We start from the raw sequence: 6,710 nt of genomic DNA, 5'->3' as shown, positions 1-6,710 counted from the left end.
TGCCATGCCGGAAATGAATCCAGCACTAACGTGACAAGAAGCGGAACAGTTACAGAAATTGCCGCGGTCCTCCAAATATGGCGATATTCCGCTTTGCGCTGCATAAGCATGGCAATTAACAGCCCGGCTAGTCCGAAAAGGCTTATTCTGACGAAAATATAAAACGTCGTTATGACAAATTGTAAGACGAACGCTATCGGATAGAGTAGCCATCCGATCGTTCGGCTGTATTCCATCAGTTCTGGTGAAGCCTCGAAAAGACTTACATCTCCGAAAATGAATCTAGTAAATGATATAACTGTATAAATGCCAATGAACAGAAAAACATATTGAATGACTTTGCCAATCGGCAACAGTCTGAAAGCCGCAAGTTTTTTTGGTTCCTTTAAAGCGGCTAGAAACAGTTGATGGAATTTCAATTGTGCTCCTCCTTTATCTATAAATAGTCTACCATAAGCAAGCGGGTCAAATGATGGATAGTAAATTCGACAGATTGATGTCTTTTGTCGAACGAATTGTAAAGGCTATGTAAAGATTCTCCTCGTTCTATTTACAATTCGTTAATACTATCAACATAATGGAATCGATACATATTCAGGATGATGGAGGTTGACGTGTTAATGGAGGTAAATTGGCAAGAAATGATCTTCCAATTCGTTGGTGGACTGGGGATATTCCTTTTTGCTATTAAATATATGGGGGATGGTCTGCAGAAGGCCGCAGGGGACAGGCTACGTTCCATCTTAGACCGCTTTACGACCAATCCGTTCATGGGCGTGCTGAGCGGTATTATCGTCACTGTTCTGATCCAGTCAAGCTCAGGAACGACTGTTATTACAGTTGGGCTTGTCAGCGCCGGATTTATGACGCTTAGACAGGCGATCGGTGTTATAATGGGTGCCAATATTGGGACGACCGTTACGGCATTCATTATCGGCCTGGATGTTGGGGCATATGCGCTTCCGATTATGGCGTTCGGTGCATTTCTCATTTTCTTCATTAAGAAAAGTTCGATTAAAAGCTTAGGGGAAGTCATTTTCGGTTTTGGAGGGCTCTTTTTAGGCTTGGAACTGATGAGTAATGGTATGAAGCCGCTCCGATCATTGGAGGCATTTACGGATATTACATTATCCATGAGCGATCACCCATTGCTCGGCGTTGTAGCAGGAACTGTTTTTACACTGGTCGTCCAAAGTTCAAGTGCAACTGTTGGTATTCTGCAAGGATTATATGCGGAGAATTTGGTTGACTTAAAAGGGGCGTTGCCGATTTTATTCGGTGATAACATAGGAACAACCATTACTGCGATACTTGCAGCGCTTGGTGCATCTGTTGCGGCACGTCGCGCAGCAGCGACTCATGTTCTTTTCAATGTTGTCGGAACGATTATTTTCATGATTTTACTTTATCCATTCACGATGTATGTCGAGTGGCTCAGCGGCGTGTTGAATTTGGAAAGCAAAATGCAAATTGCATTTGCACATGGTTCATTCAACGTCGCCAATACGATTATCCAGTTTCCTTTAATCGGCGCGTGGGCATATTTCGTCACGAAGCTTATTCCGGGCAAAGATGTTACGATTGAATATAAGCCGAAACACTTGGATCCAAATTTCATTACACAATCTCCAGCTGTCGCAATCGGACAAGCGAAGGAAGAAATTATCCGCATGGGTGATTTTGCAGTACAGGGCTTGGGAGAGACGTTTGAATATCTAAAGACTAGCAATAAAAAGCATGCCGAAACCGCATATCAGATTGAAGATGCGATCAACAATCTGGACAGAAAAATAACAGACTATCTAGTTGAGATTTCAGCGGTTAATATTTCGCCTATTGAGTCAGCACGACATGTCATGCTGATGGATACGGTACGGGATATTGAACGGATCGGAGACCACTTCGAAAATATTATTGAACTGATCGATTTCAGGGAAATGAATCGCGTCAAACTGACAGAGGATGCTTTGGATGATTTGACTGAGATGTTCACTTTGACAATTGAAACAGTAGGAAAGGCCGTAAAGTCACTCGACTTGAATGATACGGAACTTGCCCGGGCGGTGGCAGAGCAAGAGGATTTGATCGATAAGATGGAAAGAAAGTTCCGCAAAAACCATATTGTCCGTTTGAACGGCGGTCATTGCTCCGCACAGGCGGGTATCGTTTTCGTCGATATCGTATCCAATTTGGAGCGGATTGGCGACCACGCAGTAAACATAGCGGAAGCTGTACTAGGCAAGCGGGCATAAAAAAGGAGCGATTTGTATGGAATGGATCGGCTGGATTGTCGCGATTATCTTTTTTCTAGTGGCGTTCGCTGGATTGATCTATCCGATCATTCCATCAGTTGTATTCATTGTTGGCGGATTTCTGCTATATGGCTGGATTGTGTCCTTTGACGAAATGAATTGGTTGTTTTGGCTTATCCAAATCCTCTTTGTTGTCCTTCTTTTCTCTGCGGACACATTGGCCAATCTGGTCGGTGTCAAAAGGTTTGGAGGATCCAAAGCCGGTATGTGGGGAAGTACAATCGGACTGCTTGCCGGTCCGTTTGTCATTCCAGTTGCAGGAATCTTGCTTGGCCCATTTATCGGAGCTGTCCTTGCAGAGTTGATAGTCTCCCGCTCAGGATTGAAGCAATCTCTTTTGACGGGTATCGGTTCACTTGTTGGTTTTTTGACTTCTGTTCTAGTAAAAGGTGGCATTATGCTTGTGATGATTGCCATATTTATTCTATTCGTTGCCAAATAGTTCATTTCAATTGATTGGATTTCTTAATTTTGATACTGTTAAATACGTAGGATAATTATTGAATCTATTGAGGAGGAATGGACAAATGGCTTACCAATTACCAGAACTGCCATACGCATACGATGCGTTGGAACCACACATCGACAAAGAAACGATGAACATCCACCACACAAAACACCATAATACGTACGTTACTAATGTGAATAACGCATTGGAAGGACATGACGATTTGGCTTCCAAATCAGTTGAAGAGCTAATTTCCAATATGGATGCAATTCCTGAGGATATTCGCACTGCTGTCCGCAACAATGGCGGCGGTCATGCAAACCATACTCTCTTCTGGCAAATCCTTTCGCCAAATGGCGGCGGTCAACCAACTGGAGCGCTAGCGGAAGCGATCGAAAAGAAATTCGGCAGCTTTGACGCGTTCAAAGAAGAATTTGCAAAAGCAGCTACTACTCGCTTTGGTTCAGGATGGGCATGGCTTGTACTTAACAATGGCGAGCTTGAAGTCATCTCGACTCCAAACCAAGACAATCCATTGATGGAAGGCAAGACGCCTCTACTTGGCTTGGACGTTTGGGAGCATGCATACTACCTAAACTACCAAAACAGACGTCCTGATTATATTTCAGCGTTCTGGAACGTTATCAACTGGGATGAAGTTGCTAAGCGTTTCGAAAAGTAATAGATTATAGCAACCTGGCATGCATCTTGTTCGTCAAGATGTATGCTTTTTTCTTTTTGAATGATATAATGCAATAGGTTTTATGAAAAGAACGATTGGGGGGAGACTGGTGAAAAAGCCGATGCGCAAAACAGATCAGGCGAAAATACGGCAGCGCAAGCATATCGCGTTCAGGATGAACTTCTTGTTTTTTTCTATATTCATTCTGTTTTCTTTACTCATTCTCCGTCTCGGATATTTACAGATTGTCAAAGGCGAGGATTATAAACGCGAACTCGAACGGACGGAGGATATTGCGGTGAATACGAGTGTGCCGCGTGGCCGGATTTACGACAGGACAGGCAAAGTGCTCGTTGATAATGAACCGAAGAATGCCATTACATATACGAAGACAACATCCACCACATCTGCGGAAATGCTTGAAATCGCCAAAAAACTTGCCGAACTGATTGAGCAGGACACGAAACGGGTCACCATCGGGGATAAGCGGGATTATTGGATTCTGCTCCATCCCGAAGAAGCGGCTGAGAAAGTTCCCGCAAAAGAAGTAGCTAAAATTCGTAAAAAAAATGAACAAATGACGGATAAAGAGATTCAGAAAATCGTTAACCAATTGACGCGTGAACGAATTACCGAAGAAGAATTGGATTCCTTCTCAAAAGATGAATTGGAAGTGCTGGCAATCTATCGAGAAATGATGTCGGGTTACGCATACTCACCACAAATTATTAAAAGCGGCAATGTGACGGAACGAGAGTTCGCATCGGTTTCTGAAAGACTTAGTGAACTGCCTGGCGTCAATACGACAACCGATTGGGAGAGGGTGAGACTATCCGATAATACGATTATTGGATCGACAACTACACCGATCCGAGGGATTCCTCGAAACCGCCTCGACTATTTCCTGGCGAGGGATTACTCACGGAATGATCGAGTTGGAGTCAGTTATTTGGAGCAGTATTACGAAGAGCTGCTGAAAGGCCAAAAGACGATTGTCAAAAACGTGAAGGACCGGACTGGCCGTGTGGTTGAGACGAAGACGGTCAGAGAAGGAGAGCCCGGCAAAGACCTTGTCCTTTCCATGGATAGTGATTTGCAGGAAGCACTCGAGCAGCTTGTCTCCGACAAATTGTTAAATTTGAAAAAAATGAGTACATCCGGCTTGCTGGATCGTGCGTTTCTCGTCATGATGGATCCGAATAACGGGGAAGTGCTTGCTCTTGTCGGTAAACAACTAGTGCAAGATGAACAAACCGGCAAATGGGAAGTCCGGGACTACGCATTTGGAACGTTCACTTCCGCTTATGAAGTTGGTTCCACTGTCAAGCTGGCAACCGTTCTGACAGGATACAGCCAAAACGTACTTAAAATCGGGGAAGTTAAAATAGACGAACCTATCTATATTGGCTCCCAGGTAAAACGCTCCCTTTTCAACCAAAACGGCAGAGTGGCCATCAGTGACATCGAAGCGCTCGGAAAGTCCTCCAACGTGTACATGTTTAAAATTGCCATGGCTCTTGGAGATGCGGTTTACCGTCCGCATAAAGGGCTCCCTATTAACATTGAAGGATTCGAACGGCTACGCCAGTCGTATGCTTCTTTCGGGCTTGGCGTAAAAACTGGCATCGACTTACCAGGTGAATACGCAGGTTTTACAGGCACAGAGACCATTTCAGGTAAATTGCTTGACTTTGCAATCGGCCAGTTCGATACTTATACGCCTTTGCAATTAGCCCAATATGTATCCACGGTTGCTAATGGTGGTTATCGCGTTGCGCCGAAAGTGTTGAAAGAGGTACGTGAACCGTCTCCTGATGGAGAAACTTTCGGTCCATTAATTCAAGAATCCGGAACATCGGTCCTCAACAGAATTCCGAATACGGACGCAGAGATCGAACAAGTGAAAAAAGGGATGCTATATACGTATAGCCCTCGGGGAACAGCACCTAATTTATTTGCGAGTGCGGACTACACAGTGGCAGGGAAGACGGGGACAGCCCAGTCGGCATACTATGATGGTACGGACCGCAGTAAATATGGAACGAAGACTGTCAACTTGACCCATATTGGCTATGCGCCAGTCGAAGAGCCGGAAGTCGCTTTTTCAGTTGTCATTCCAAATATCTCAACAAATCGTAGCAAATATCCTCATACGAGCAATGAAATCGCACGGGAAGCACTGGATATCTATTTCGAGCTTAAGAAACAGAGGCTAACGGAAGAGCAGCCTGTCACTTCGGAATTAAAGATTGACCGTCAGAAAGAAAAAAAGGAAGAGGATAATAAAAGCGTCGAACGGTAAAACGTCCGACGCTTTTTCTTATTTTGCCTTCGTAATGATGGAAGCGAGGGTCTTGAGATCCATAGTAGAATCGACCTCATACTCGCCGACCTGAATCCGGCCGGATAACCCTTTTTCTTGCAAATAGCGATCAAACTCCGCAGCACTTTGAATAATGCCAGCCCGTTCCAAGCGCGAAGAGATCTTAGTGGAAACAGCTCCCGGCTCGATGGTAAGAATGGTTTTAGTCATTTGGCCATCTGTAGGAGAGGTTGCAGCATCCTTAGCGGAGGTGTCCTTTTGCGTATTTGTAGGCTGGTCGACTGACGAGGTTCGCTGTGCGGTCGCCAGTTCCCTTTTTACCGCTTCCAGCTCCTGTTCTAGGGCTTTTATTTTCCCTGCTTCATTGACTTGAGGGCCGCCTGTTGAAGTGGGGCCTACAAAATAAAGAATGCCGCCTGCCAGAAGGCAGCCGATGCCTGCCGATCTAAAAATATCCCGCAGCATTTATCTAACCCCTCTCATGCGCAGCACTTCGACTACTTCTTCAGTTGGAAGGGAAGAGCGTTTTGAAATGTCGGCAATTGAATATCCTTGAGAGTGGAGTGAGAGAATTTGATTGACAATGATTTCATGAACGGGTTTTGAACTAGTTTTTGTTTTGGGGCCAATGCCTGGATTGACGTGTGTTACGCCGCCGATCATCAATTCCTCTTCGACTGCTTTCAGCCTTTTTTTCAGCTGATTTGTTTCCTGGTGCAAACTGATGGAGATGTTTTCGATATCCTCTGCATGTCTATGGGAGGAGCGTCCAAAAAAGAAAGAAAGCAAAACACATATGATGCCAACGATCAACAAAAGCAATATTAGGTTGTCCACTAGTATTCCTCCGGTAAAATAAACCTTTTCCACCATAGTACCACAACCAAAGGGCTAATGAAATTTCAAACTTTCCTCTGGACAATTACAGCAAATATGTTACAATTG

7 protein-coding genes are annotated in these 6,710 nt (G+C 44.5%); 4 read left to right on the top strand and 3 right to left on the bottom strand.

Features of this window, described 5'->3' with window-relative positions; genetic code table 11:
- Window positions 1-419 (bottom strand): DUF1189 family protein (locus NCCP2222_RS01255; protein ID WP_248508868.1); only part of this gene is annotated, 419 nt, incomplete at its 3' end.
- Window positions 420-620: 201 nt separating this feature from the next.
- Here NCCP2222_RS01255 and NCCP2222_RS01250 point away from each other — a divergent pair.
- The 4 genes from NCCP2222_RS01250 (at window position 621) to NCCP2222_RS01235 (ending at window position 5,744) form a co-directional block, all read left to right on the top strand.
- Entirely contained in the window at window positions 621-2,252 is a 1,632-nt protein-coding gene (locus NCCP2222_RS01250; protein WP_248508866.1) for a Na/Pi cotransporter family protein, read from the top strand.
- Between the two features lie 16 nt (window positions 2,253-2,268).
- Window positions 2,269-2,754 carry a DUF456 domain-containing protein gene (locus NCCP2222_RS01245; protein ID WP_248508864.1) on the top strand — a complete coding sequence of 162 codons (486 nt, stop codon included), beginning with the start codon at window positions 2,269-2,271 and terminating at the stop codon, window positions 2,752-2,754.
- Between the two features lie 85 nt (window positions 2,755-2,839).
- Window positions 2,840-3,442, top strand: coding sequence for a superoxide dismutase (locus NCCP2222_RS01240; protein WP_248508860.1), 603 nt, complete (start codon window positions 2,840-2,842; stop codon window positions 3,440-3,442).
- A 121-nt stretch (window positions 3,443-3,563) separates the two neighbouring features.
- On the top strand, window positions 3,564-5,744 hold the full coding sequence (locus NCCP2222_RS01235; RefSeq protein ID WP_375709154.1) for a peptidoglycan D,D-transpeptidase FtsI family protein: 2,181 nt from the start codon (window positions 3,564-3,566) through the stop codon (window positions 5,742-5,744).
- Window positions 5,745-5,762: 18 nt separating this feature from the next.
- Here NCCP2222_RS01235 and NCCP2222_RS01230 read toward each other — a convergent pair whose 3' ends face one another.
- Both NCCP2222_RS01230 and NCCP2222_RS01225 read right to left on the bottom strand, forming a co-directional pair.
- Window positions 5,763-6,230 (bottom strand): MltG/YceG/YrrL family protein, encoded by a 468-nt coding sequence (locus tag NCCP2222_RS01230; protein ID WP_248508851.1) that lies wholly within the window; start codon window positions 6,228-6,230, stop codon window positions 5,763-5,765.
- Entirely contained in the window at window positions 6,231-6,602 is a 372-nt protein-coding gene (locus tag NCCP2222_RS01225; RefSeq protein WP_248508847.1) for a hypothetical protein, read from the bottom strand.
- Between the last annotated feature and the right edge of the window lie 108 nt (window positions 6,603-6,710).

The sequence above is a fragment of the Sporosarcina sp. NCCP-2222 genome (assembly GCF_023168145.1).
GTDB lineage: Bacteria > Bacillota > Bacilli > Bacillales_A > Planococcaceae > Sporosarcina.
Note: the sequence above shows the minus strand (reverse complement) of the source record. Positions and strands in the feature narration are given on the sequence as shown.

Excerpts from the sequence above, each read along its gene's own strand:
- NCCP2222_RS01250 (WP_248508866.1), top strand. The coding sequence starts at position 621 with ATGGAGGTAAATTGGCAAGAAATGATCTTCCAATTCGTTGGTGGACTG.
- NCCP2222_RS01245 (WP_248508864.1), top strand. The coding sequence starts at position 2,269 with ATGGAATGGATCGGCTGGATTGTCGCGATTATCTTTTTTCTAGTGGCG.
- NCCP2222_RS01240 (WP_248508860.1), top strand. The coding sequence starts at position 2,840 with ATGGCTTACCAATTACCAGAACTGCCATACGCATACGATGCGTTGGAA.
- NCCP2222_RS01235 (WP_375709154.1), top strand. The coding sequence starts at position 3,564 with ATGCGCAAAACAGATCAGGCGAAAATACGGCAGCGCAAGCATATCGCG.
- NCCP2222_RS01230 (WP_248508851.1), bottom strand. The coding sequence starts at position 6,230 with ATGCTGCGGGATATTTTTAGATCGGCAGGCATCGGCTGCCTTCTGGCA.